Source organism: Panacagrimonas sp. (assembly GCF_965216805.1).
Lineage (GTDB): Bacteria > Pseudomonadota > Gammaproteobacteria > Nevskiales > Nevskiaceae > Panacagrimonas.
The window spans coordinates 1107819-1131199 of sequence record NZ_CBDCGN010000002.1; the positions used below are offsets into that span (position 1 = coordinate 1107819).

At 66.1% G+C, this 23381-nt stretch carries 20 protein-coding genes and 2 pseudogenes; 13 read left to right on the forward strand and 9 right to left on the reverse strand.

All coding sequences use genetic code 11. The features are described 5' to 3' along the window. The first annotated feature begins 77 nt into the window (after nt 1–77). The 5 genes from ACOOHP_RS05270 to ACOOHP_RS05290 all read left to right on the forward strand — a co-directional run bounded on the left by ACOOHP_RS05270 (nt 78) and on the right by ACOOHP_RS05290 (nt 8842). Complete coding sequence (locus ACOOHP_RS05270; RefSeq protein WP_420465410.1) at nt 78–992, forward strand: histone deacetylase family protein; 915 nt, start codon at nt 78–80, stop codon at nt 990–992. Nucleotides 993–998: 6 nt separating this feature from the next. Next, complete coding sequence (locus tag ACOOHP_RS05275) at nt 999–3323, forward strand: GNAT family N-acetyltransferase (protein ID WP_420465411.1); 2325 nt, start codon at nt 999–1001, stop codon at nt 3321–3323. A gap of 250 nt (nt 3324–3573) precedes the next feature. Next, nucleotides 3574–6018: an efflux RND transporter permease subunit gene (locus tag ACOOHP_RS05280; protein ID WP_420465412.1), complete on the forward strand. Its 2445-nt coding sequence runs from the start codon at nt 3574–3576 to the stop codon at nt 6016–6018. A 25-nt stretch (nt 6019–6043) separates the two neighbouring features. Next, on the forward strand, nt 6044–7747 hold the full coding sequence (locus tag ACOOHP_RS05285; protein ID WP_420465413.1) for a hypothetical protein: 1704 nt from the start codon (nt 6044–6046) through the stop codon (nt 7745–7747). A gap of 69 nt (nt 7748–7816) precedes the next feature. Further along, the gene (locus ACOOHP_RS05290; RefSeq protein ID WP_420465414.1) at nt 7817–8842 is read left to right on the forward strand and encodes an SRPBCC family protein; all 1026 of its coding nucleotides are present in this window, start codon (nt 7817–7819) and stop codon (nt 8840–8842) included. 59 nt (nt 8843–8901) lie between these two features. Here the strand turns inward: ACOOHP_RS05290 and dinB (ACOOHP_RS05295) are convergent. Then, nucleotides 8902–9960, reverse strand: a pseudogene (gene dinB / locus ACOOHP_RS05295) (DNA polymerase IV); the annotation flags it as partial. A 139-nt stretch (nt 9961–10099) separates the two neighbouring features. Between dinB (ACOOHP_RS05295) and dinB (ACOOHP_RS05300) the strand changes: the two are divergent. Next, nucleotides 10100–11155 carry a DNA polymerase IV gene (dinB, locus tag ACOOHP_RS05300; RefSeq protein WP_420465415.1) on the forward strand — a complete coding sequence of 352 codons (1056 nt, stop codon included), beginning with the start codon at nt 10100–10102 and terminating at the stop codon, nt 11153–11155. Between the two features lie 503 nt (nt 11156–11658). On the opposite strand, the gene cadR is transcribed toward dinB (ACOOHP_RS05300), so the two are convergent. After that, complete coding sequence (cadR, locus tag ACOOHP_RS05305) at nt 11659–12120, reverse strand: Cd(II)/Pb(II)-responsive transcriptional regulator (RefSeq protein WP_420465416.1); 462 nt, start codon at nt 12118–12120, stop codon at nt 11659–11661. A 74-nt stretch (nt 12121–12194) separates the two neighbouring features. Here cadR and ACOOHP_RS05310 point away from each other — a divergent pair, with 74 nt between their 5' ends. From ACOOHP_RS05310 to ACOOHP_RS05335, 6 genes are read left to right on the forward strand one after another with little or no spacing between them, the layout of a single operon-like run. Further along, nucleotides 12195–12830 (forward strand): cation transporter, encoded by a 636-nt coding sequence (locus ACOOHP_RS05310; protein WP_420465417.1) that lies wholly within the window; start codon nt 12195–12197, stop codon nt 12828–12830. A 60-nt stretch (nt 12831–12890) separates the two neighbouring features. Then, a complete protein-coding gene (locus ACOOHP_RS05315) occupies nt 12891–13289 on the forward strand; it encodes a hypothetical protein (protein WP_420465418.1) in 399 nt (132 codons plus the stop codon). Nucleotides 13290–13342: 53 nt separating this feature from the next. Next, the gene (locus ACOOHP_RS05320; protein ID WP_420465419.1) at nt 13343–14599 is read left to right on the forward strand and encodes a TolC family protein; all 1257 of its coding nucleotides are present in this window, start codon (nt 13343–13345) and stop codon (nt 14597–14599) included. A gap of 9 nt (nt 14600–14608) precedes the next feature. Further along, entirely contained in the window at nt 14609–15661 is a 1053-nt protein-coding gene (locus ACOOHP_RS05325; protein WP_420465420.1) for an efflux RND transporter periplasmic adaptor subunit, read from the forward strand. After that, complete coding sequence (locus tag ACOOHP_RS05330) at nt 15651–16283, forward strand: cation transporter (RefSeq protein ID WP_420465421.1); 633 nt, start codon at nt 15651–15653, stop codon at nt 16281–16283. The genes ACOOHP_RS05325 and ACOOHP_RS05330 overlap by 11 nt, the downstream gene beginning before the upstream one ends. Next, nucleotides 16280–19381, forward strand: coding sequence for an efflux RND transporter permease subunit (locus ACOOHP_RS05335; protein WP_420465422.1), 3102 nt, complete (start codon nt 16280–16282; stop codon nt 19379–19381). The genes ACOOHP_RS05330 and ACOOHP_RS05335 overlap by 4 nt, the downstream gene beginning before the upstream one ends. A gap of 46 nt (nt 19382–19427) precedes the next feature. Here ACOOHP_RS05335 and ACOOHP_RS05340 read toward each other — a convergent pair whose 3' ends face one another. The 3 genes and pseudogenes from ACOOHP_RS05340 to ACOOHP_RS05350 form a co-directional block, all read right to left on the reverse strand. Then, nucleotides 19428–19649, reverse strand: a complete 222-nt coding sequence (locus ACOOHP_RS05340; RefSeq protein ID WP_420465423.1) for a GDCCVxC domain-containing (seleno)protein — start codon at nt 19647–19649, stop codon at nt 19428–19430. After that, the gene (gene merP, locus ACOOHP_RS05345) at nt 19646–19927 is read right to left on the reverse strand and encodes a mercury resistance system periplasmic binding protein MerP (protein WP_420466947.1); all 282 of its coding nucleotides are present in this window, start codon (nt 19925–19927) and stop codon (nt 19646–19648) included. The genes ACOOHP_RS05340 and merP overlap by 4 nt, the downstream gene beginning before the upstream one ends. Nucleotides 19928–19937: 10 nt before the next feature. After that, nucleotides 19938–20126: pseudogene (locus ACOOHP_RS05350) on the reverse strand (mercuric transporter MerT family protein); the annotation flags it as partial. A 90-nt stretch (nt 20127–20216) separates the two neighbouring features. On the opposite strand from ACOOHP_RS05350, the gene merR reads away from it, so the two are divergent. Continuing rightward, a complete protein-coding gene (gene merR / locus ACOOHP_RS05355) occupies nt 20217–20636 on the forward strand; it encodes an Hg(II)-responsive transcriptional regulator (protein WP_420465424.1) in 420 nt (139 codons plus the stop codon). Between the two features lies 1 nt (nt 20637). On the opposite strand, the gene ACOOHP_RS05360 is transcribed toward merR, so the two are convergent. The 4 genes from ACOOHP_RS05360 to ACOOHP_RS05375 form a co-directional block, all read right to left on the reverse strand. Further along, complete coding sequence (locus ACOOHP_RS05360) at nt 20638–21504, reverse strand: sterol desaturase family protein (RefSeq protein ID WP_420465425.1); 867 nt, start codon at nt 21502–21504, stop codon at nt 20638–20640. A gap of 64 nt (nt 21505–21568) precedes the next feature. Then, entirely contained in the window at nt 21569–22273 is a 705-nt protein-coding gene (locus tag ACOOHP_RS05365) for a helix-turn-helix transcriptional regulator (RefSeq protein WP_420465426.1), read from the reverse strand. A 46-nt stretch (nt 22274–22319) separates the two neighbouring features. Then, on the reverse strand, nt 22320–22898 hold the full coding sequence (locus ACOOHP_RS05370; protein ID WP_420465427.1) for a DUF4396 domain-containing protein: 579 nt from the start codon (nt 22896–22898) through the stop codon (nt 22320–22322). 1 nt (nt 22899) lies between these two features. Then, complete coding sequence (locus tag ACOOHP_RS05375; protein WP_420465428.1) at nt 22900–23322, reverse strand: heavy metal-responsive transcriptional regulator; 423 nt, start codon at nt 23320–23322, stop codon at nt 22900–22902. Nucleotides 23323–23381 lie beyond the last annotated feature (59 nt).

Consider the following 23381-nt stretch of genomic DNA (forward strand, 5'->3'; position numbering starts at 1 on the left):
GCCCCCGCCGTTGCGGGGGTATTTTTTTTGCGGAGTTCGCGCCGACAATGACCTCACGACTTCCGGAGTCTGTCGACGTGAACAGCGCCACGCCCGTGTGGATCACCCATCCGACCTGTCACCTGCACGACATGGGGCCCGGTCACCCCGAATCGCCGGCACGGCTGGCCGCGATCGAAGACCGCCTGCGCGCCAGTGGCCTGATGGATTTTCTGCAGCGCGAGCTGGCACCCGCCGCCACCCGCGAACAGTTGCTGCGCGTTCACAGCGCCGAGCACCTGGCCCTGATGCAGCGCGGCCCGCGCATCGTCGACGGCGACACCGAACAGACCGAGCACACCCTCGATGCCGCCTTGCACGCTGCTGGCGCGGTGGTGCACGGGGTGGAGTGCGTGTTGCGCGATCGGGCGCATTTTGCGTTCTGCGCAGTTCGCCCGCCCGGGCATCATGCCGAGCGTGACCGCGCGATGGGGTTCTGCTTTTTCAACAATGCCGCGGTGGGCGCCGCGCATGCGCTGTCGCTGGGCCTGGAACGCGTGGCGCTGATCGATTTCGATGTTCATTACGGCAACGGCAGCGCCGACATCTTTCGCGACGATCCGCGCGTGTGGATGTATTCGACCTATCAGCAGCGGCTGTACCCGCATTGGCGCGGGGCGCCGGACGTTGCGCACCTGATCGACGCCTCGCTGCCGGGCGGCGCCGGCAGCGAGGCCTTGCGGACGGCGGTGACCCAGACCTGGCTGCCCGCGCTGCAGCGCCAGCAGCCGCAGTTGATTCTGGTCTCCGCCGGATTCGATGCGCATGCCGCCGATCCGCTGGCTGACCTGCACCTCAGCTTCGACGATTTTCGCTGGCTGGGTCAGGTGCTGCGCGAGGTTGCCGCGGACTGCTGTGAAGGCCGCGTGGTGGCGACCCTGGAAGGCGGCTACGACCTGCACGCCCTGGCCCGCAGCGTGGAGTCCTTCGTGCAGCCGTTCGCGGGTCTTTAGCCCGCCGTGACCATCCGCTACCTCGACGCCTTGCTGCGACCCTCGCGGGTTCGCTGGTTGGGATGTGCGGCCACGCCCGCACAATTCGCGCTGCTGGAAAAGTTGCGCGGCCAGACTGAGGCGATCGAGTTCCAGGACTGGCCCGAGGGCATTCCCGCCGACGCTGCTGCGATCGACTCGCCCTGGCTGGCGGTGCTCAGCGACACGCAGCTCGCCACCGCCGCGGTCGTCGCGCGCCTCGGCGAGCTGGGTTGCCGCGGCCTGATCTGGTCGCTGCACGAGCCGCCGGCGCGGGCGGTGATCGCGGCTGCCGGTGCACACACGCTGCGCATCCTGGGGCCGCGCAGCGTCGGGCTGAGCCGCGGCGGCGGCTTCGACCTTTCGACCCTGGCACAGACGCCGGCGCCAGGGTCGCTGGCGCTGATCGTGCAGTCGCAGTCGGTGGCCGCGGCGGCCGCCGACTGGGCAGCAGGACGGCGAATCGGCTTTTCCTGGATCGCCGTCACCGGCGGCGAGGCCGATGTCGATGTATCCGATCTGCTCGACTATGCCGCCCTCGATCCCGACACCCGGGCCGTGGCGCTGGAAGTGGGCAGTATCGGCGGCGCCCGCAAGTTCATGTCGGCGGCGCGCGCCTGTGCGCGTGCCAAGCCCACGGTGGTGCTGCAGACGCGGCTGGTCGATCGCGGCGCCGCCGGTGCCGACCCGGTGCGTTCGGCCGCGTTCGCCCGCGCGGGCATGGTGGAAGTGCCCAACCTGCCGGGGCTGTTCGACGCCCTGGCCGCACTGCAGCAACTGCCGCCCATGCCGCAACCACGCGTGCTGGTGGTCGCCAACGGCGCCGCACTGTGTGCGCTGAGCGTGGATGCCCTGCTGCGCCAGGGCCTGAGCCTGGCCGAGCTTCCGGAGTCGACCCAACAGGCACTGTGGCGGCGCTTGCCGACGGTGCGCTTTCGCCGCGGTGCAGTGGATATCGGCGATCCCGAGATGGCCCAGACCTTGGCGATCCTGCGCGAGTTGATCGCCCTGGAGGGTGTGGATGCCTTGATGTTTGTGCGCAGTCCGGTCGCGGGCTATCCCCACGAACCGGTCGCGCGGGCGGTGTCGACGGCAGCCTTGGGCGCGCGCGTGCTCACGGTGTGGTTGGGTCTGGAGTCGGCGCTGGGTGCGCGACGTCTCAGCGCAGAGGCCGGCCAGCCCACCTTCACCTCGCCGGATGCCGCCGCACGGGCACTGCGCTATCGCTGGGAGTACGCCAGCAATCGCGAGCTGCTGACCCAGACGCCGCCACGCCTGCCGCCGCCCAGCCTGGATCGCGAGCGGGTGCAGCGGCGACTGCAGGAGCATCTGGGTGCAGGCAGCGACACCGAGCCCGCTGCGGCCCTGGAACTGCTGCATGCCTATGGGCTTGCGTCGCAGCCGCGCCTGCACCGCGATGCCCTGGAACTGGAGGTGCGGGTAGAGCGCCACCCCGAGCTGGGCCTGCACATCGCCGCGCGCATCCATGGGTTCAAGGTGTTGCCGCTGGCCTACGGTTTCGTGCCGCTGGACAGCCTGCTGGCCGGGCGTCTGCTGGCGGCCATCGGGCTCGATGCCGCGTCCGGCGTCGGCGAGCGCGACCTGCGCGCCGCCAATACCGCACTGGTGCGCCTGGCGCAGATCCCGATGGATCAGGCCGCGGTTGAACGTCTCGAACTGCGCCTGGCCATTCGCGGTGGCCGCGCGCGCGTGGTCCGCGATGCGCGGCTGTGGCTGACCCCGGGGCCGGCGCCGGAGCGCGAACGCCTGGCACTGGCGCCGTATCCGGAAGCCTTGCGTCATACGCTGGAACGGCCCGGTCATCGACCGCAGGTGGTTCGTCCGGTGCTGCCTGAGGACGAGCCCGCGGTGATCGCCCTGTTGCAGAGTCTGGACGCCGAGACCGTGCGCTTGCGTTTCTTCGCCCACATCCGCCATTTCACCCACGGCATGGCGGCGCGCATGACGCAGATCGACTACGACCGCGAACTGGCCCTGGTGGTGCATCTGCGCGATCAGCCGGAACACCTGCACGCCATGGCCACACTGATCGCCGATCCCGATGGCGCGGAGGCCGAGTTCGCGGTGCTGGTGCATCAGGATCATGCGCGTCTGGGGCTGGGCCGGCACCTGTTGCGCGCGTTGCTGGATCATGCCGCACAGCGCGGCATCGGCCGCGTATGGGGGCAGGTGCTCGCCGACAACAGCGCCATGCTCGGGTTGGCGCGCGCGCTGGGGTTCCGGCGGCTGACCGACCCGCACGAACCGACCTGCCGCCGGGTGGAGATCGATGTGGTGCCGCTGCATTCATGAGCCCTGAAAAGCATTTCAGCCGCGGATTCCACGGATCGAATCACGGCCCAGGTGCCGGGCAAGCTGACCGGAGCTTCAGTTGGCGCCCGAGGGCGTGCCTGAGCGGGATTTCCCTGCGCTCGACGGGACCGAGGGCAGGGTCGTGCTGGCATACTCGGCGGCCTAACGGCTGCGAAAAGCCGACCGCAACCCGCACTGGGTCCGCCTGACGCTGCCGCGTCGCGGACGGTGCGCAGAACTGACCGACAACATGTACACACTGCGCTTTCGCCTCGCGCGCTGGGTCCTGGCCCATCGCAAGCTATCCTGGATGTTCTTTGCACTGGTAACTGCCTTCTTCATGGCAGGCCTGCCCAAAGTGAAGCTCGAGACGATTTTCTCGGACCTGCTGCCGTCCGACGACCCGTTCGTGCAGACCTTCAAGGATCATCCGAACTTCGGCAATCCGCTGACTGTCGCGGTGATGATCAAGCGCACCGACGGCGACATCTACAACGCCGAAACCATCGACAAGGTGTGGAAGTTCACCCGCGACATCGACCTGACGCCGGGGGTGGATCACGATCTGATCCTGTCGGTCACCACCGAGAAAGCGCGCTACACCGAGGCCACCCCGTTCGGCATCGACATGCGTCCGCTGATGGGCGACATCGCGCCAAAGACGCCGGACGAGATCGCCCTGTTCAAGGAGCGCGTCGACAAATCCCCGAACACGCGCGTGTTTCTGATCTCGCCCGACGACACCGCCACCATCGTCATGGCGACCTTCATCGAACACCAGGTCGATTACGGCGTGGTGTTCGACTTCGTGCAGAACCTGGCGGCCGAGGCGCGTGACGAGCATCACGAAATCTACGTCACCGGTCATCCGATCCTGATCGGTTGGGTGTACCAGTACACCATCCAGATGCTGCTGATCTTTGCGGTGACCATCGGTGCGCTGATCCTGGCGCTGGTGCTCTACATGCGCAACGCGGTGGGCGTGATCACGCCGGTGTTCTGCGCCAGCGTGGCGGCGATCTGGGCGTTCGGCTTCGTCGGCTGGCTGGGCATTTCCATCGAGCCGTTGCTGATGGTGGTGCCGCTGCTGCTGACGGCGCGATCATTCTCGCACTCGGTGCAATTCACCGAGCGCTATTACGAGGTCTATTCCAAGGTGCGCGACCGCCACAAGGCGGCGGAACTGACAATGGGCGTGATGATGGCGCCCAGCGTGCTCGGTATCGTCACCGACATCATCGGCATCTCGGTGGTGGCGGCCGCGCCGATTCCCGCCATGTGGCGTCACGCGGTGTTCTGCGGCATGTGGGCGGTGTGGCTGATCCCCACCGGCGTGGTGTTGATCTCGCTGCTGCTGTACACGCTGCCGCCGCCGAAGAACGTGGACGACCTGGTCGGCGACGGCAAGGTCACCGGCGTACACAAACGCATCCAGGGCCTGCTCGGAGGCATTGCGGTGCTGACCACGGGACGGCGTGCGCGGTGGACCACCCTCGTGATGGTCGTGCTGTCCTGCGCCGCGATCTACACCGCGGCGCAGATCAAGATCGGCAACCCGGTGGAAGGCACCGGCCTGCTGTGGGAAGACTCCGATTTCAATACCGCGGTGCGCGCCATCAACGATCACTTCCCGGGCGTGAATACCCTGGAGATCGTGCTGGAAGCCAAGAACGCCGAGACCGAGGAATGGAACGTGTCGCGCGCGTCGACCGTGATGACGATGCTGGCGCTGCAACGCGAACTGGAAGCCACTGTTCCGCCGCCTCGCGCGACCCTGTCGTTCAACGACTACCTGCGCGAATCCAATCGGCTGTTCCAGGGCGGCAGTCCCAAGTGGTTGCCGCTGGACGACCGCGATCGGGCGGTCAACGCCGCCACCATCGGCGTGATGATGGGCTCCAGCGCGAAGAACTACGCGCACGTGGTCGACGACACCATGCAGCACGCCACGGTGTCGCTGTGGTATCCCGACAACAAGCAGGAGACGGTGGATCACGCACTGGCGTCGGCGCGCGACGCGATCTCCAAGGTGGACGTGGACGAGGCGCACACCCGCATCCGGTTGGGCACCGGCACCATCGCCTTGCAGGAAGCGGTCAACATCGTGGTGGATCGTTTCCACTGGGTGATGATGGGCATGCTCAATCTGGCCATCTTTCTGTTGTGCAGCTTTGCCTATCGCTCGATGCTTGCCGGACTGATTCTGCTGGTGCCGGTCAATCTTTCGCACCAGGCGATGGTCGCCACCATGCACCTGCTCGGCGTGGGCCTGGACGTCAACTCGCTGATCGTCGCTGCCATCGGCGTGGGCGTCGGTATCGACTACGGCATCTATCTGCTGTCGCGCATCTGCGAGGAATTTCAGGCGCGCGAGGAGGACTGGCAGGGCGCCATCGCCGAGGCGTTGCGCACCACCGGCAAAGCCATCATGTTCACCGCCACTATCATGGCGGCCGGCATCCTGCCCTGGTATTTCATGTCCGGACTCAAATTCCTGGCCGACATGGGCCTGCTACTGGTGGTGATCATGTCGATCAACATGGTGATGGCGCTGCTGGTGCTGCCGTTGCTGGTGTGGTGGATCAAGCCGGGCTTCGTACGCCGTACCGACCTGCTGGTGGGCGAGAACCTGGACCTGTCGAAGCTGGTGCCCGCGCTGGCGGCGGATGATCCCGCGCTGTCGCAACGCCTCTGAGCGCGCGGCCGGGCGGAAATAGTCCATGCGGCGAAGCTGGGTAGAGCAGCAGGGGCCGGGTCGTCTGATTGCCTGGGTGGCGGCAGGGTTCTTCCTGCTGGGCGTGGTGGCTTACCTAGCACTGCGCGGTCCGGCGCCGCCGTCGGAGGTGCCGGCCTTAACCCTCGACCCGGGAGCGGAATCGCCGCTGGCCGACCTTGGCAGTTATTCGGCCGACTTCACGGTTACCGACGCCCAGGCCCGTCGCTGGTTCGACCAGGCGCTGGTGCTGGCCTACGGGTTCAACCACGATGCCGCCGGCCGGGCGTTTCTGAAGGCGGCCGAACTCGATGCCACCTGCGCGATGTGCTGGTGGGGTGCGGCCTTGGTGCTGGGGCCGCATCTGAACGCCGGCATGGACCCCGCCGACTATCCGCAGGCCTGGGCTCGCATCCAGCGCGCACGGCAGTTGGCCGGCGCCGTCAGCGACCGCGAACGGGCGTACATCGCCGCTCTGACCACCCGCTATGCGCCCACCGCCCCACCCGATCGGACCGAGCTGGATCAGGCCTACGCCGATGCCATGCGAAGCCTGATTGCGCGTTATCCGCGCGATCTGGACGCGCGCACCCTGTTCGCCGAGTCGCTGATGAACCTGCACCCCTGGGACCTCTACGACCGCCAGGGACGGCCCCGCGAATGGACCCACGAGATCGTGGCGGTGCTCGAACGGGTGTTGCAGGATCATCCCGAGCACCCCGGCGCCAATCACCTCTACATCCACGCGGTGGAGGCCTCCACCCAGCCGGAACGGGCCCTGGACGCCGCACGGCGCCTGGAGAGTCTGGCGCCGGACGCCGGCCACCTGGTGCACATGGCGTCGCATATCTATCTGCGTACCGGTCATTACCACGAGGCCACGCTGGCCAATCTGCGCGCGATCGATGCGGACCTGCGCTACCTGGAGCGCTGCCGGCCGGAGCCTGGCCTGTACACCCGCGGATATATTCCGCACAACCACCACTTCCTGTTCGCCAGCAGCCTGATGGAAGGACATGCGCAACGGGCCTTGGCGGCGGCCGACGAGGTGGCGGCACGGACGGACCTGGAACGCTCGCGCCAGCCGGGGTATCTGGGCCTGCAGCACTATTGGGCGGCGCGCTACTTCGCGCGGGTGCGCTTTGGCCGCTGGGGCGACATCATGGCCGAGCCGATGCCGGACCTGCCGTATCCCGCCGCCCTGCTGCGCTACGCGCGCGGCATGGCGCAGCTGCGCCAGGGTCGGCTGGAGGCCGCCCGGGGGGAGCTGCAGGCGCTGCGCGAGCTTGCCGCGCTGCCGGAGATGAGCGAGGCCTCGATTTGGGGACTGCATTCGGTGCCCAGCCTGTTGCAGATCGCCGAGCGCATCCTCAGCGGCGAAGTCGCCGCGGCTGCCGGGCAGTGGGCGGCGGCGATCGACGCGCTCGAAGCGGCGGTCGCCACCGAGTCCGGGCTGGCGTACGACGAGCCTCCGGCGTGGCCGATTCCGGCGCGGCACAACCTGGGTGCGGTGTTGCTGGAGTCCGGCAAGTTTGCCGCCGCTGAAGCGGTGTACGAGGCCGACCTGCGCCAGCACCCGGAAAACGGCTGGGCGCTGTTCGGTCTGATGCAGGCGCAGAGATCGCAGCGCAAGCCCGCAACCGAGATCGAGGAGCGCCTGCAGTACGCCTGGCGGCACGCCGACGTCGATCTGACTGCTTCGCGTTTCTGAGCGGCCCGCCGCCGTGTAGGATCACCGGCTGACAACCGCCGCAACCGGCAGGAAGACCAAGGAAGTCGAGTGAGGTTCTTGCAGATCGCGCTGGCGGTGATGGTGGCCCTGGTGGTGGGCATCGTAGCGGTGGGCTTCTATCTGCCGGACCGGCTGCGGCTGCAACGCAGCATCGTCATCGAGCGGCCGCCGGCCACGGTGTTCACGGTCTTGCATGGGTTCCGGCACTTTTCTGCGTGGTCGCCCTGGGCCGAACTGGATCCGGCGATGCAGGTCGAGCTGAGCGGGCCGGTGCTGGGCCCCGGCGCTCGCTACGCCTGGCGCAGCGAGTCGGCGTCGGTGGGCAGCGGCAGCCAGGAAATTCTGGCGTCCGAGTCCTACCGCAGCGTCACGGTGGGCCTGCGATTCGGCGGCCGCGACACCCAGACTCTGGCGCGCTACCGGCTTGAACCCCAGGCGGATGGCACCCGCGTGACCTGGTTTTACGAGGCCGATTTCGGATACGACCTGGCCAGCCGTTATGTCGGTGCGATGATCGGCGGCAAACTCGGCGCCGACTATGAACGCGGGCTGCAGCGCCTCAAGTCGCATGTCGAAACCATGCCCGCGACCGATTTTGCGGGCGCCCGCATCGAGTATCTGGAAGTGCCTGCGCAGACCATTGCCTACTGGTCCGGTCGCAGCAGCACCGATGCCGGCGAAATCGCGGCGGCTTATACGCAGGCGTACCAGCGCGTAGCCGATGCTCTGTCGCGCGACCAGCTCAAGCCCGCCGGCCCGGTGCTTGCCATCGGGCGCCGCTGGGACGCCGAAGCCGATGTGTACGAATTCGACGCCGCGGTGCCGGTACTGCCGGGTACGCAACTGTCGGCCGCCGCCGGCGTCAAGATCGGACAGACCTACGCGGGTCCGGTGCTCAAGGCGGCGCACCAGGGTCCCAACGGCACCCTGCAGGACCACCTGGGCAAGCTCATGGCCTACAAGCGCGCTGCGGGCTACGCGGACAATGGCGCGCCCTGGGACGTGTACGTTTCCGATCCGGCCACCACGCCGGAAGCCGAGCGGGTGGTCGAAACCTACGTGCCGGTGCGCTGAGATTCAGCGGCGCCGAAGCGCGCGTACGTCGCAAACGGCAGGCCGCGCCCCAGCCCAGCTCATCCGATATCTCGCCGTCCATCGAACAGATCGTCTTGATGCGGCGGCACGGGGTCGTCGCGAAACCCGCTCAGTCCCACGCCCACCAGCCGGTAGCGCATGGTGTCGGGCAGGTTGACGCGCTGGCATAGCGATACCGCCACGTCGCCCAGCGCCTGCTCGTCGGTCGGCGGCAGATCCGTGGTCAGACTGCGGGTGAGGATGCGGAACTCGGCGGTCTTGAGTTTGAGTACGACCGTGTGTGCCCGTCGTTCCATGCGACTTGCCGCCGCCCACGTGCGTGCTGCCATGCGGCGGATGTGGGGTGCCAGTTCGTGTAACGGCAGATCGCTCTCGAAGGTGTCCTCGGTCGATACCGATACGCGCGCCCGTTCGCTGGAGACCGGCCGGTCATCCTCGCCGCGCGACAACGCCTGCAGGTAGCTGCCGAAGCGGCCGAAACCGCGTTCGAGCAACAACGGATCGGCATTGCGGATGTCTTCGACGCGGTTCAGGCCCAGGGCCGCCAGCCGCTTTTCCATCACCGGGCCGACGCCAGGTAGACGCGCCACCGGCAGCGGCGCGATCAGTGCCCGCGCCTGCGTCGGTCGGATCACGAACAAACCGTCGGGCTTGTTCCAGTCCGAGGCCAGTTTGGCGAGGAACTTGTTGGGTGCGATGCCGGCCGACGCGGTCAGCGCCAGTTCTTCGCGAATCTGCTCGCGGATGCGCTGTGCCACCGCGGTAGCGGACGGGAGCTGGCCCAGATTGCGGGTGACGTCGAGGTAGGCTTCGTCCAGCGACAGCGGCTCGATCAGCAAGGTGTGACGGCGGAAAATGGCCTGCACGGCCTGTGAAGCAGCGCGATAGCGGCCAAAGTCAGGCGCCACGAACACCGCTTCCGGGCACAGACGTTCCGCGTGGAGCGCCGGCATCGCCGAGCGCACCCCAAACCGGCGCGCCTCGTAGGACGCCGCGCACACCACCGAGCGTTTGCCGCGCCACGCGACCACCACTGGGCGGCCGCGCAGGCTGGGGTCGTCGCGCTGCTCCACAGAAGCGTAGAACGCATCGTTGTCGTAAGTCGGTAGGGCAACTGTTGCGTTCGCCTACGGGCTTGATTCGACGCAAAATTCAGGCGGCAACACTTTTCGTGTGGTCGCTGCCGGTTGGGCGACAACACTAAGCTGAGCAAAATCCGATAGTTAGGGCTAAAGCGTGCGCAAAATCGTTCACGTCGACCTCGACGCGTTTTACGCCTCAGTCGAGCAACGGGACGATCCTGCGCTGCGTGGTCGGCCGGTCGTGGTGGCTTGGCGCGGCGCGCGGTCCGTCGTATGTGCTGCGTCCTACGAGGCGCGAAAGTTTGGGATCCGGTCAGCGATGCCGGCCTTGCGAGCTGAACGCCTGTGCCCAGAAGCGGTTTTCGTGCCCCCCGACTTCAGCAGGTACAGAGAGGCATCTCGAGCGGTGCGCGAGATATTCGAGCGGCATACTCGCGTGATCGAACCTCTGTCTTTGGACGAGGCGTACCTCGATGTCAGCGAGAATCTCACCGGCCTTCCAACCGCGACCGCGGTAGCGGAAAAGATTCGTGCTCAGATCCATGCTGAGTTGCGTCTGACCGCTTCCGCTGGGGTCGCCCCAAACAAGTTCTTAGCCAAGCTTGCATCTGACTGGAACAAGCCCGATGGCCTGTTCGTAATTCGACCCAAGAGAGCGCAAGCGCTGATCGCGCCACTGCCAGTGGGGAGAATTCCTGGTGTGGGCCCAGTCCTGGAAAAGAAGCTTGCGACTCTGGGCATTTTCCTAATTGCCGATCTTCGCGCAGCGGACCTTGCTCTGCTTCAAGATCGATTTGGAAAGTACGGCCAGCGTCTCCACGAGCTTTCGCTCGGCATCGATGAACGACCTGTAAGTGCCGAACGTGAACGCGTATCAGTGTCGGCGGAGGATACTTTTCCCGCTGACCTGTCGCTTGACGAACTACCGCCGCACGTTAGACGAATGGCTGATCGAACGTGGGCAGCTGCGGCTAAGCTCGGAAAGCCGGCGTACACCGTCGTACTCAAGCTGAAGACCTCGGAGTTCCGGACGCTCACGAGAAGCTGGACCGGAGAGGCGGCTCTTTCATCGTCTGGCATGCTGGCTGATCGAGCAGTCGACCTCCTCGCGCGGGTCAATCTGCCGCCAGCGACGCGCTTTAGGCTTGTCGGGGTCGGTGCATCGAATTTCCGCGATCCGGAGGCCGATGCTCAGAGGAGCTTGATCTAGTTACCGGTGGCGGCCATCCAACCTGCGCCAATATTGGCTGGGTCAAATGCCCCATCCGATTGCTTGCTGCTCGATGCAGTAACGGCAGGAAAGCTGCCCTCGACTGTCTGCTTACTTGATCCTCAGGTATTGGTTCGTCCGGGCGAACAGCCGAAGCGAGTGTCCGAGTGTGCCATGAGCCGTCACTCACCTCGCTACTCTGCAACTCGACCCGAACGGCCATAGCGGACGTTGATACGACTTCTCGACGGTTGAGCGCGAACTCGCGGCGACGGGTGCTGTCCGGAGCATCAATCTACGCGCGCCGCTCATAGGCACAGCGAAAAGACTAATGCCTCATCGCGGTGTGACGTGCGGCGGTAGGCCAGCGAATCCAGGTAGCACGGTACCCGCAAGCACCCAAGGCTGCACGGCGCGCGCGGCCCGCAGCAGCACTAGGCAGCAACCGACGGTTTCCGCGACCGCCGCCAGCGGGAACAGTCCCTCCGTGATGATCCAGCTCATCAATGGCCCCGTTGCGGGCCATGCACGCCGGCACGGCGAGATGCTGTTCGGGATTTCGCGGGCGCGGCCAGGCCTTGCAAGATGCCGCATTCCTTCGACGTGCCCGGCGCCTCGCAGCGTGCGCGCAGGTCCTTGAGCTGGCCCTGCAGGCTGCGCAGCACGCGGATGCGTTCGGCGACGTGGCCGATGTGTTCGTCGAGCACGGCGTTGACCTCGGCGCAGCCTTGCTCGGGCGCATCGCGCAGTCGCAGCAGGTTGCGGATTTCCTCGTGGGTCATGTCCAGCGCGCGGCAGTGCAGGATGAATTCCAGTCGCTGGCGCTCGGCGTCCGAGTAGAGACGGTAGTTGCCCTCGCTACGGGCAGGCTGCGGTAGCAGTCCCTCCTTCTCGTAGTAGCGGATGGTCTCGATGGCGACCGACAGATGACTCGCCAGCTCGCCGATGCGGTAGGTCTTGGGCATGTGCTGCTCCGGGGCTTGACCCTGAAGTTACTACAGGCTGTCCAATACGCTCCACTGTCCACGCAGGGATTCCGATGGCCACCGATTGCTGTGCTTCCAGTTGCGCTTCGAATGCGCCGGTTCCGCCGCGCTACCGCCGAGTGCTGTGGATCGCGTTGTGCGTGAACCTGGCCATGTTTGGGGTGGAGCTGGCGGCCGGCTGGGGGGCGGACTCGGTCTCGCTGCTGGCCGACGCCGTGGATTTCCTCGGCGATGCCGCGAACTACGCGGTGTCGCTGTTCGTGCTGTCGATGGGCCTGGCCGCCCGCGCGCGCACCGCGCTGCTCAAGGGGCTGAGCATGGGTGCTTACGGCCTGTACGTGTTCGGCCACGCGGGCTGGAATGCGCTGCACGGGGTGGTGCCGGAGCCGCTGACGATGGGCCTGGTCGGTGGCCTGGCCCTGATCGCGAACCTGAGCGTAGCCTGGATGCTGTACGCCTACCGCGAGGGTGACGCCAACATGCGCTCGGTGTGGCTGTGCTCACGCAACGACGCCATCGGCAATGTCGCGGTGATGCTGGCGGCGTTGGGCGTCGTCGGAACTGGTACTGCCTGGCCGGATCTCATCGTGGCGGTCGGCATGGGCCTGCTGGGCCTCAGCGCCGCCCGTTCCGTGATTGGCCAGGCGACCAACGAACTCAGGCAGTCTGCCCATGTCACCACCATCTGAATCGAGCGGTGCGTCACTCGGAACGAAGGCCGCTCTGTGCCCGCTGATAGACTTCCGTCCATGATTCAGCGCCCACGACTCTATCCACCTTGGCTGCTAGTGCTGCTCTGCGCCCTGCTGCTTGTGATGCGTGTTGGCGGTGCTCACCTGCATCTTTGCTTTGATGGCAGCGAACCACCGGTGGCGGTGCATCTGCTCGACGCGGGCCTGCATCACGGCGAGCCCTGCGTGGATGGAGGGACGCGGGACAAGGATGTCCCTGTTGGGGAGAATGTCCTGATCAAGCTCCCGAAGCTCGGGCTTGAAGATGTGCCAGCGCTGCTGCTGGCCGTGTTGGTGCTTTGGTGCCTCCTGAAAGCGCCCGAAGCACCTGCTGCGCGTAGCGCGCGTTCAGTTGCGTGGAGCGACGTCCACTCAATTAGACCGCCGCCGCGCGGTCCTCCGATTTCCCTGGCCTGACTTTTCGCTCTGCCTCTCCACGAGGCAGCGGTCATGCTGTTTGGGAGATTGCCATGTTTCGACTTTTGGCCACCGGGCGCGCAGCGCTCGTGGTTTTGCTGGTGCTTGCTGCCAGCCCTATCCGCGCCGAGGGCGGGCATTCGCTAACACTACGTGAGGCCTTATCGCGCGCGCTGCAAACCAATCCTGACCTGGCCGTCTTGCCGTTCAGGGAACAGGCACAACGCGCAAAGGAAGATGCTGCCGCCTTACGCCCCGCGCCGGAGCTACAGGTGCAGTTGGAGAACGTTCTAGGGACGGGGCGTACGCGGGGCTTGGATGCCGCCGAGGCCACATTCGCGTTGTCACAAGTCTTCGAGATGGGCGACCAGCGCACGCGCCGCGTGGAGGTGGGGCGGGAAGCCGGCAGCGCGCTTCAGGTCGAGCGCGAGATTGCGCAACTGGAGGTAGCCGCCGAAGTCAGTCGCCGCTTCATCCACGTCGCTGCCGACCAGAAGCAGCTCGAACTGACGGTGCTGGCCACCTCGCTGGCGCGGACAACATTGGAGGAGGTCGAGCGGCGAGTGAAGGTTGCTCGCTCGCCGGAGGCCGAGCTGCATCGCGCCCGTATCACCCTGGCCAGGGCCGAGGTCGAGCAGGAGCACGCCGAACACGAACTGCTGACCTCCCGGCGCAAGCTCGCCGCGATGTGGGGCGAGCGCGAGGCAGACTTCGAGGGCGTCCGGGCCGAGCTATTCACGCTACCTGCGGTTGCGGATCTTGAGGCTTCGACCGCCCGGATCAGCATGGCGCCGGACTTCCTGCGCTTTCTCAGCACAGCGCGACAACGCGATGCGGAGATCCGACTCTCTCAGGCCAAGGCCCGGTCCCCGCTGACGGTATCGGCTGGGATTCGCCGCCTCGAAGACAGCGGCGACACGGCATTCGTGGCGGGGCTGTCGATGCCGCTCTTCGGCAGCCGGCAGGCGCTCCCGGCCATTGCCGAGATGAGGGCGCTGCGAGCCGAGGTAGACGCTCAGCGCGTAGCAGCGCAGGTCAAGGCGGAGGCGGCGTTGTATGAACTGGTGCAGGAACTACGTCATTCCATCACCGAGGCCGAGATGATGCGTGACCGGGTGCTGCCGGAAATGGAGGCTGCGCTCAAGGCAACGGAATACGCCTGGCAGCGCGGACGCTACAGCTATCTCGAATGGACCGAAGCGCAGCGCGAGCGTATCGCCGTGCAGCGCGCCCTGATCGAAGCCGCAGCCAACGCTCATCTTTTTCACACTGAAATCGAGCGGCTTACAGGCGCCAGCCTGAGCCCCTGAGAACACATCATGAATACTTCCACATTGACCATCGCCGCCGCCGTTCTAACCTCACTGGTCTTGACCGCTTGTGGCCGCAACGATACGCCCGCAGTTGCCGCCGAGTCCGCCGAAGCGGATGAACACGGACATTCCGGCCATGCGCATCAAGAGTCGAATGAATCTGATGGGCACGAAGAAGCTGGCCACAGCGAAGGGGATCGCCACGAGGACGGCGAACACGGCCACGCCGAGGAAGGTGGCCACGCCGACGCGCTGAAACTCAGCCCCGAGGCGCGCAAGGCCGCCGGCCTGGTGATTGCGCCGGCCGGACCCGCGACGCTGACCGAGGCGCTGCCGCTGTACGGCGTGGTCAAGCCCAATGCCGAGCGCGTGCGCAGCGTCACTGCGCGCTTTCCCGGCGTGGTGCGCAGCGTGAGCGTGAAGATCGGCGATTCCGTGCGTCAGGGACAGCCGCTGGCCACCGTCGAGAGCAACGAAAGTTTGCAGGTCTACACCGTCAGTAGTCCGCAGCTGGGCGTGGTGACCGAGCGATTCACCAATCCCGGCGAACAGGCGGAGAGCCAGCCGCTGTTCACCGTGGCCGACCTGTCCACGGTGTGGGTGGAGCTGTCGCTGTTTCCGCGTGATCGCGGCCGAGTGAAGCCGGGCCAGAGCGTGCGCGTGCAGACCGCGGACGCAGGACCGATGGGCGAAGGCCGCATCGTGTTCGTATCGCCGCTATCGAGCAGCGCCACGCAGAGCCTCACCGCGCGTGTGCAGCTCGACAACGCCGACGGTCGCTGGTCGCCCGGTCTGTACGTGCAGGCCGAGGTGGCCATCGGCGAATCGCAGCTCGCGTTGGCGGTGCCGGCTGCGGCGGTGCAGGAACTGGAAGACGGCACGTCGGTGTTCGTGAACGACGCCGACGGCCTGGAGGCGCGAGTGGTGAAGACCGGTCGCAGCGATGGTCGCGTGGTGGAGATCCTGGAAGGGCTGAAGGCCGGTGAACCGGTGGTGGGCGAAGGCAGCTTCGTGCTGAAAGCCGAGCTGGGCAAGGGCGAGGCCGAAGATGAGCACTGACCATGACGACGTCACGCTGGACGCGCGCGATGCAGAAGAGCGGCGAACGCTCGTGAAGGTGCTGGCGCTCAACGCCGGCCTGTCCGCTGCCCTCTTCGTTGCAGGTCTGACGGCCAATTCGAGCGGGCTGATGGCCAACGCGCTCGACAACGCCTCGGATGCGGCGGTCTACGGCATCGGTCTGTATGCAGTCGGCCGCGATCCGAAATGGAAGCGTCGCGCCGCAACCGTCTCCGGCGTGCTGCTCCTGGTCTTCGCGCTCGGCGTGCTGGTGGACGCCGCACGCCGGTTCATCACCGGCACCGATCCACTGGGGCCGATGATGATCGTGATGGCCTTGATCGCGGCCAGCGTCAACGCGCTGTGTATCAAGTTGCTGCGCAAGAACCGCGGCGACGACGTCAACATGCGTGCCGCCTGGACCTTCAGCCTCAATGACTTCTATTCCAATTTCGGAATCGTCATCGCGGGCGGACTGGTCCTGGCGCTGGATCGCAACTGGCCCGATCTGGTGGTGGGCGTCGTGATCGCCTTCATCGCCCTCAAGGGCGGCATCGAAATCCTGCGCGACGCGCGCCAAAGCGGCGATCAAGCCGCTTCCAACCACGAGAACACACCGTGATCGAATTCATCGTTCGCTTCGCCATCGCCCGACGCGGCGTGGTGATGACGCTGATGCTGGCGCTGACCGCGCTCGGCATCTACAACTACCAGCGCCTGCCGATCGACGCGGTGCCGGACATCACCAATGTCCAGGTGCAGATCAACACGCAGGCGGCCGGCTACACGCCGCTGGAAGTCGAGCAGCGCATCACCGTGCCGATCGAGACCGCGATCACCGGCCTGCCGGATCTGGAATACCGGCGCTCGCTGTCGCGCTACGGCCTGTCGCAGGTGACGGTGGTGTTCAAGGAAGGCACCGATCTGTACTTCGCGCGCCAGCTCGTCAACGAACGCCTGCAACAGGCGCGCAGCCGGCTGCCGGACGACGTGGAACCGGCGATGGGTCCCATCGCGACCGGTCTGGGCGAAATCTTTCTCTACACCGTGGAGGCCGATGCCAAGGCGCGCCAGCCGGACGGCAGCCCCTATGACGCCACCGCCCTGCGCAGCCTGCAGGACTGGGTGATCCGGCCGCAGCTCCTGCAAGTGCCCGGCGTGACCGAGGTGAATTCCATCGGCGGTTTCGCCAAGCAGTTCCATGTGCAGCCGGACCCGGCGCGCCTGCTCGCCTATGGCCTGACGTTCGAGGATGTGGCGCAGGCGGTGGAGCGCAACAACGCCAATCAGGGCGCGGGCTATCTGGAACGCAACAAGGAGCAACTGTTGGTCCGCATTCCCGGGCAGGTCAGTGGCATCGAGGATCTGCGTCGCCTGGTCGTCGCCAGCCGCGAGGGTCTGCCGATCACCATTGCCGATGTGGCCGAGGTCGCGCTGGGCAAGGAGCTGCGCACCGGCGCGGCGACGCGCGACGGCCACGAGACCGTGCTCGGCACCGCCGTGATGCTGGTCGGCGAGAACAGCCGCACGGTGGCGCGCGCGGTGGCCGAGCGGCTGGTCAAGGTCAACGACTCGCTGCCCGAGGGCGTCACCGCCGTCACCGCCTACGACCGCACGCTGCTGGTCGACAAGGCCATCGCCACGGTGCAGAAGAATCTGCTCGAAGGCGCGCTGCTGGTGGTGGTGATCCTATTCCTGCTGCTGGGCAATCTGCGCGCGGCGCTGCTCACGGCGCTGGTGATTCCGCTGGCCATGCTGATGACCATCACCGGCATGGTGGAAACCAAGGTCTCCGCCAACCTGATGAGCCTGGGTGCGCTGGACTTCGGCCTGATCGTGGACGGCGCGGTCATCATCGTCGAGAACTGTCTGCGGCGACTCTCCGAGCAGAGTCAGGAGCGTGCGACCCTGAACCTCAAGGAGCGAATGGAAACGGTGTACGACGCCACCGCCGAAGTCATCCGGCCGAGTCTGTTCGGCGTGTTCATCATCACCGCGGTGTACCTGCCGATCTTTGCGCTTGAAGGCGTGGAAGGAAAGATGTTCCACCCGATGGCGCAGACGGTGGTGATGGCGCTGATCGCCGCGCTGTTTCTCTCCGTCACCTTCGTTCCTGCCGGCGTGGCGCTGCTGTTCCGCGGCCCGGTGAAGGAGAAGCACAACGTGATCCTGCACGCCGCGCGCCGTGGCTACGAGCCGCTGCTGCGGTTTGCGCTCAAGGCGCGCGTGGCATTCCTGGTCGGCGCGGTCGTGCTGGTGCTGGCCTGCGGCTGGCTCGCCACGCGGCTTGGCAGCGAGTTCGTGCCCAGCCTCAACGAGGGCGACATCGCGGTGCAGGCGCTGCGCATCCCGGCAACCGGGCTGACGCAGTCGGTGGAATTCCAGAAGCAGATCGAAACCCGCCTGCTGCAATTCCCCGAAGTGCTCACCGCCTTCGCGCGCACCGGCACGGCGGAGGTGGCTACCGACCCGATGCCGCAGAACATCTCCGACGGCTACGTGATGTTGAAGCCGCAGGAGCAGTGGCCGGACCCGGACAAATTGAAGTCCGATCTGGCAGCAGAAATGCAGGAGGCGCTCGAACAGCTTCCCGGCAATGCCTACGAGATGAGCCAGCCGATCCAGTTGCGCTTCAACGAGCTGATCTCCGGCGTGCGCTCCGACTTCGCGGTCAAGCTCTACGGCGACGATCTGGACCTGATGCTGCGCACCGGCAACCAGCTTGCGCAGGCCGTGCGCGGCGTCAGCGGCGCGGCCGACGTGAAGGTCGAGCAGGTCACCGGCCTGCCGGTGCTGTCGGTGCTGCCGCGACGCGAGGCGCTGGCGCGTTACGGCCTGACGCTGTCTGAAGTGCAGTCGGTGGTCGCCACCGCGCTGGGTGGGCGCGAGGTCGGCTCGGTGTTCGAGGGCGACGCGCGTTACGACATCGTGGTGCGCCTGCCGGAGACGCGGCGCGACGATCTGCGCGCGCTGGAACGTCTGCCGATTCCGCTGCCCGCCGGCGGCCAGGTGCCGCTGCTGGAAGTGGCGAGCCTGGACATGGCCCCCGGGCCGAATCAGGTCAGCCGCGAAGACGGCAAGCGGCGCATCGTCGTCACCGCCAACGTGCGCGGGCGCGATCTCGGCACCTTCGTTGCCGATGCGCAGGCTGCCATCGCGCAGGTGAACGTGCCGCCGGGATACTGGCTGGACTACGGCGGCACCTTCGAGCAGTTGCAGTCCGCATCCAAGCGCCTGTCGATCGTGGTTCCGGTAACGCTTGCGCTGATTCTCGGCCTGCTGGTGCTGGCCTTCGGCTCGGTCCGCGACGCGCTGGTGATCTTCAGCGGCGTGCCGCTGGCGCTCACCGGCGGCGTGCTCGCGCTGTGGCTGCGCGACATTCCGCTGTCGATCTCGGCCGGCGTCGGCTTCATCGCCCTGTCCGGTGTCGCCGTGCTCAACGGCCTGGTGATGGTCAGCTTCATCCGCAGCCTGATGGAAGACGGCAAGGGGCTGGACGAGGCGATCATCGAAGGTGCGCTGACCCGTCTGCGCCCGGTGCTGATGACCGCGCTCGTCGCCAGCCTGGGCTTCGTGCCGATGGCGCTCAACGTCGGCACCGGTGCGGAGGTGCAGCGTCCGCTGGCCACGGTGGTGATTGGCGGGATCATTTCTTCAACTTTGCTGACCCTGCTGGTGCTGCCGGGGCTGTTCCGGATGGCGCATCGGCGCGAGGCATGAAGGCCCCTGACCGCGATCAAGACGAGTGAGACTCGGCAAGCCCCTATCAGCAGCAGCCAGATGACTGCGAAGCTCCCTGCTGAATCGGTGGGCAGGGCACGCTGCCGTAGGAGCAATAAACGCAGCAATCGCCTGGCTTCGGTTTGAGCATCTGGCCACAGCCCTTGCACGGGTAAAACCACTGGCAGGCGTCGGTCGGCATGGTTTCCGGCTCCGCTCTTTGGCAATGGGGGCAAGTCAGCACGGAGTCCAGCGTGATGGTCTTCATCGAGCGGCTTCCACGACGGTGCTTGGAAACCCGACGTTTGCCGTGGCCGCCGTCAGCGCCTGCACATGGGTCTTGGTGTCGTCATAGGTCACAAGCGCCTGGCGCGTCTCGGCACTCACCTCGATCTGGATCACGCCATCGATTTTCGACAGCACCTTCTTGATCGTGATGGGGCAGGCGGCGCAGCTCATGTCCGGCACTGACAGCGCGACGTTCTGGGTGGCAGCGAAGGTAGGCAGGGAGGCCAGCAGCAAGACGGCGGAAGCAAATCTTTTCATTGGCAGACCCTCAATAAAGCAGTGGAAGGACATAGGGAAAACCCAAGGCCACGACGGTGAGTGCGGCGACGAGCCAGAACAGCCAGCGGTAAGTAAGCCGTGCAACGGGCAGCGCACACACCTCGCCCGGCTGGCAATCCTGCACAGGGCGGAAGATGTGCCGGTAGGCGAAGAACAAGGCGATCAGGGCGGCGCGGCTTCGGCCAGGGGCGGATGGGGTCATGGACTCTCAGTCGAAGGTGCAGGAGTGGCGTAAGCTTAACTCCGTAGTCAACTACGGACTCAAGCCATGCCCGACACCACGCAGCCATTCACCATCGGCACACTCGCCAAAGCGACGGGCGTGCACGTCGAGACCATCCGCTTCTATCAGCTCAAGGGTCTGTTGGTGACACCCGCCAAGCCGTATGGCGGCATTCGGCGCTACCAGGAATCTGACGCCGCGCGTCTGCGCTTCATCAAGTCTGCACAGGGCATTGGCTTCAATCTCGACGAGATCGTTGAACTACTGCATCTCGAAGATGGCACGCACTGCCGCGAGGCGGCGACGCTTGCGGCGCGGCGGCTCGTGGATGTCCGGGCGCGCCTGAAGCAGCTTCGCCGGATGGAGAAGGCGCTATCGCAACTGGTGACGGCCTGCCAGGCCACACGGGGTCGCGTGTCGTGTCCGCTGATCGGGGCACTGCAACTAGGCGCGACGGCGGGCTGATTCAGTGGTTTGATGTTTTGGCAAAGGGCCAAGCCAGTTGCGCCCCATAGTTATTCGGAATGGTGTTCCCGTGCAGCCCCACTTCACCTTTTCCGGGGCTGCGCGGTGCGTCATGGAAGGTTCCGAACAGTCGATCCCAGATCAGGAATACCTCGCCAAAATTGACCTGCGCATCCTCGAAGTCACGCTTGTGATGAAAGCGGTGCATCTCTGCGACGCCGAGCAGGTGACGCAGGGGGCCAAGACGGTAGTCGAGGTTGGCGTGCTGGAATGCCAGTTGCACACTCATGAAACTCAGCCAGGCCCCGACGGCGATGGGTGTTGCGCCCAGCAGAAAGAGCACCGTCAGTCCTGGCCCGGCCAGCACCAGCGCCGACAGCGGGTGCCGCCGCCCGCCGTTGAGCCAGTAGAGCCGCTCCGGGCTGTGGTGGATGGCATGGAGCCGCCACAGAAAGCCGCTGGCGTGGCTGGCGCGATGCATGGTGTAGAGCCCCAGATCAAGGATCAGTCCCGCCAGTAGTACCTGCATCCACATGGGCGTCTGCTGCGGCCAGAGCGCCCAATCGGCCGGGAGCCAATCGCGCAGGCCGAAGGCGATGGCGACGCTCGACTGGATCAGCAGGTAGCTCACGAACAGGTGCAGCGCATCGGCCACCGTGTCACCGTCGTGGTCACGATTCCAGTCCGGTTCGTAAGGCGCTACGCGCTCCATCAGCGCCACCAGCGTGATGCCCACCGCAACCACCAGTGGAAACAGCGGCCAGTAAGCAACGTCGATGCTGGCGAGATAGGTCAGCAGCAGCGCAGCGCCTCCCGCGATCAAGGGATAGGACGTGGTGCGAATCAGGGGCTTGAGCAGGGTTCGCATACAGTTTCTCCAGAAGTGCGGAGAGCATGCGGAACGACGCCAGCGCCAGGCTTGAACGAAATGGCTACTTCGGCGACGCCATCGTGGTCAGGGCGCTGGGGGCCATCCCGAAATGCCGCCGAAATGTGCGGGTGAAATGCGCGGCATCCGAGAAACCCGCCGCGTGGGCGGCGTCGGTCAGACTGGCACCCTGCATGGCCGCGCGCAGCGCCACGAGCAGCCTTCGCCAGCGCAGATAGGGTCGTAGCGGCAAGCCGGTATGGGCGCGGAAGCGGTGCAGGAAGCGGCTGCTCGACAGCCCGAGCTGCCTCGCGCAGTCGGCAGCCGTCAGACGATCCGGCAGGGTCGTTGGCAGTGCAGTAATCCAGGTCTCGATGTCGCTGTCTCCGTTCTCCCGGCTCGATTCCTCCGAGGCTGGCGACATCAACTCGGCAAGCGCCCGGTCGGGCGCATCGGTGGTCTCCAAGGCGCGTTGCGCCGCCTTGGATTCGTCCGTAGTCAAGACGCGCAGGCCCTCGTCGAGTGCAGTCATCAATCGGCGGCCTGCATCGGAATGCGGTTCGACGTAGATCAACCGCACCGGCTCGCCATTCGAGTCGAGCTGATGACTCAGCTCCGGCCCGATCAGCACGCCGCGCACGTCCTGCCAACCCGATGCGGCCGTCCATAGCGGCTGCGGATGCTCCGACAGCAGCACCTGCACCGCATGGTGGCTGTGCGGCGCGTTGTCGCCCGTGACGCCCACAAACTCCCCCCAACCCAGACCCATGCGGGCCTTACCCTTCCAGACGCTGGCACTGGGGCGAGCCGTCATGTCAGTGACAGGGCTGTTTGATGCTGCGCTTGAGCAGCCACCAGTTCACCGGCCAGGCCGCGACGAAGCCTGCGGGCAAGGCGAGCGCGTAACCGATCCAGAATTGCGGCGCGAAAATCGAACCTGCGGTGACGCCGCCGACGTGGTAGTCGGTGAAGTTCATCGCGAACTCCATCACCGCGATGGAGATGGTTTCACCCAGCCACAGGGTCTTGAACGCAGCACCCCAGCTCATGCCCTGCTTCACCAGCGGCCACAGGCCCAGCGTGTAGCCGCTGGCGAAGCCGAGCGCGGTCGCCAGCGCCATCGTGGTCCAGGGATTCAAGCCGAGCGTGACGCCGATGGCCAGACCGATGAACTCGCCGATGGCGCAGCCGGTGAGGCAGTGGACGGTCGCCGAAGTGGTCAGCCCGAACATCGAGCCGCTGCCATGACTTGCATGGCCGTGATGCGCATGTGGCGCAAGTGCCGGGTTGATCGGCGCTTTGGTGGCGCAGTGCGGATCGACGGGCGCTTCTGTTTTCGCGTTACCGTGACAGCAGGCCGCGCCGTCGTGCGCGTGGGGGTTCGCAGCGGTCATATCAGGGCTCCTTGGGGGATGACAGAGAGACCGCCTGCACGCCCTCGATGATCGGGCAGCCGGCGACGGTTCCGCGTCCGTGACACTGCCGCTCCAGGGCCGCGAGGGCGTCGCGGATGGCGGTCAGCTCACGGATCTTGCGGTCGAGGTCTTGGATCCGTGCCCGTGCCCGATCCCGCACCTGGGCGCGGGCGCCACCACCGTCCTGCAAACGCAGCAGTTCGGTGATGTCCTCCAAGGTGAAGCCGAGCGCCTTGGCCTGTCGGATGAAGCGCAGACGTTCGACATCCGCCTTACCGAAAAGCCGGTAGCCGCTCGCGCTGCGTTGCGCGCGCGACAGCAGTCCTTCGCGCTCGTAGTAGCGCACCGTGTCGATGGCCACACCCGCGGCTTTCGCGGCGGCGCCGATGGTGATCTGGGGCATGAGTACTTTCTCCAAGCTCGCGGCCATCCTGCGGTCTGGACCTTACTCCAGGGTCAAGA

Excerpts from the sequence above, each read along its gene's own strand:
- ACOOHP_RS05280 (WP_420465412.1), top strand. The coding sequence starts at position 3,574 with ATGTACACACTGCGCTTTCGCCTCGCGCGCTGGGTCCTGGCCCATCGC.
- ACOOHP_RS05285 (WP_420465413.1), top strand. The coding sequence starts at position 6,044 with ATGCGGCGAAGCTGGGTAGAGCAGCAGGGGCCGGGTCGTCTGATTGCC.
- cadR (WP_420465416.1), bottom strand. The coding sequence starts at position 12,120 with ATGCCCAAGACCTACCGCATCGGCGAGCTGGCGAGTCATCTGTCGGTC.
- ACOOHP_RS05310 (WP_420465417.1), top strand. The coding sequence starts at position 12,195 with ATGGCCACCGATTGCTGTGCTTCCAGTTGCGCTTCGAATGCGCCGGTT.
- ACOOHP_RS05315 (WP_420465418.1), top strand. The coding sequence starts at position 12,891 with ATGATTCAGCGCCCACGACTCTATCCACCTTGGCTGCTAGTGCTGCTC.
- ACOOHP_RS05320 (WP_420465419.1), top strand. The coding sequence starts at position 13,343 with ATGTTTCGACTTTTGGCCACCGGGCGCGCAGCGCTCGTGGTTTTGCTG.
- ACOOHP_RS05325 (WP_420465420.1), top strand. The coding sequence starts at position 14,609 with ATGAATACTTCCACATTGACCATCGCCGCCGCCGTTCTAACCTCACTG.
- ACOOHP_RS05330 (WP_420465421.1), top strand. The coding sequence starts at position 15,651 with ATGAGCACTGACCATGACGACGTCACGCTGGACGCGCGCGATGCAGAA.
- ACOOHP_RS05340 (WP_420465423.1), bottom strand. The coding sequence starts at position 19,649 with ATGAAGACCATCACGCTGGACTCCGTGCTGACTTGCCCCCATTGCCAA.
- merP (WP_420466947.1), bottom strand. The coding sequence starts at position 19,927 with ATGAAAAGATTTGCTTCCGCCGTCTTGCTGCTGGCCTCCCTGCCTACC.
- merR (WP_420465424.1), top strand. The coding sequence starts at position 20,217 with ATGCCCGACACCACGCAGCCATTCACCATCGGCACACTCGCCAAAGCG.
- ACOOHP_RS05360 (WP_420465425.1), bottom strand. The coding sequence starts at position 21,504 with ATGCGAACCCTGCTCAAGCCCCTGATTCGCACCACGTCCTATCCCTTG.
- ACOOHP_RS05365 (WP_420465426.1), bottom strand. The coding sequence starts at position 22,273 with ATGGGTCTGGGTTGGGGGGAGTTTGTGGGCGTCACGGGCGACAACGCG.
- ACOOHP_RS05370 (WP_420465427.1), bottom strand. The coding sequence starts at position 22,898 with ATGACCGCTGCGAACCCCCACGCGCACGACGGCGCGGCCTGCTGTCAC.
- ACOOHP_RS05375 (WP_420465428.1), bottom strand. The coding sequence starts at position 23,322 with ATGCCCCAGATCACCATCGGCGCCGCCGCGAAAGCCGCGGGTGTGGCC.